General features: G+C 42.1%; 1 protein-coding gene. It reads right to left on the minus strand.

The features are described from left to right. Positions 1-1,043 (minus strand): IS110 family transposase (locus HC733_RS22335; protein ID WP_190367172.1); only part of this gene is annotated, 1,043 nt, incomplete at its 3' end. Positions 1,044-1,145 lie beyond the last annotated feature (102 nt).

The following is a 1,145-nucleotide window of genomic DNA, read 5'->3' on the forward strand; positions in this document are numbered from 1 at the left end:
ACATTACGATGTTTACCTCTGCTTAGTAATCGGTTGTAACGTCGACACAGTCTAAGCTGTGCCTGCCATGCGATATCGGTTATTTCTTTAGGTAAACCTTCCTGCCGTTTTTGTAATTCTGTCGATATATTGGCATTGTGTTTATAAGTGTGTGCACCTTGAACAAGTAAGCGCCTTGCTCGTCCATTACCACATTTGGTGATGCTACCCAATCGCCTGTTATCGCCACTACTATGTTCTTTGGATACTAATCCTAAATAGGCCATGAGTTTTCTGGGGTGATCGAAGCGTCTTAAATCACCTAGCTCTGCGATAATGCCGGTAGCAATGAGCAAGCGAACGCCACGGATAGCTTGCAGTGCTTTGACGACAGGATAGAATCGCCAGTTTTTTACTTGATGGAATAACTCATTAGCCAGTCGCTTTTCCCGCCCAATACGTTCAGTGATTGTTTGTATCATTTCTTGTAAAACAATTTGCTGACTTGGATGTGGTAAAACGAGTTCAGTTAGCCAACGAAGGTGTTGAAGTGACCAGTTATCATTAACTTTACAGGTAATATTATTGCGTAAGAACAGTGCTTTTAGCTGATATTTTGCATCTTTTAAATCTTTCATCGCGGTTTCCCTTGCCCTTGATAAGTCGCGTATTGCTTCATCCTCAGATTCAGGTACGTAAATCGGTGTTAATTCTTCATCCTTAAGTAATTTTGCCAATTTAAGCGCATCTCGTTTGTCGGTTTTTACTCGCTCTCCTGGTTTTTTAGGAATTAGTGAGGGCGCGACGACATAGCAACAATGCCCTAAACTAGTGAGTAGTCGATAAATCCAATAGCCCGTTGGCCCTGCTTCATAAACAAAATGCAGTGTTGCGTGTGGATATCTGGATTGATATTGCCGAGCAAGTTTAGTGATTGCGGCTTTGGTGGTATTTACTTTGCCGTAATGTGTAGGTTTCGCGCCACGTTGGTCTTCTATGTGCGCGACTTCGGTAGATGTTTTATGGGTATCTAAGCCGATAAAAATTATGTTAAAGTTATTCATGCTAGCCTCCGCTTTTAGTTGTTTAACACACTAATTATGGCTCTGGTTTTTAGCTAACCCACGAATAGGAGGCTAGCACCTCGTGGGGAGTCATTATGTCTA

The sequence above is a fragment of the Pseudoalteromonas sp. S16_S37 genome, assembly GCF_014694405.1.
Taxonomy (GTDB): Bacteria; Pseudomonadota; Gammaproteobacteria; order Enterobacterales; family Alteromonadaceae; genus Pseudoalteromonas.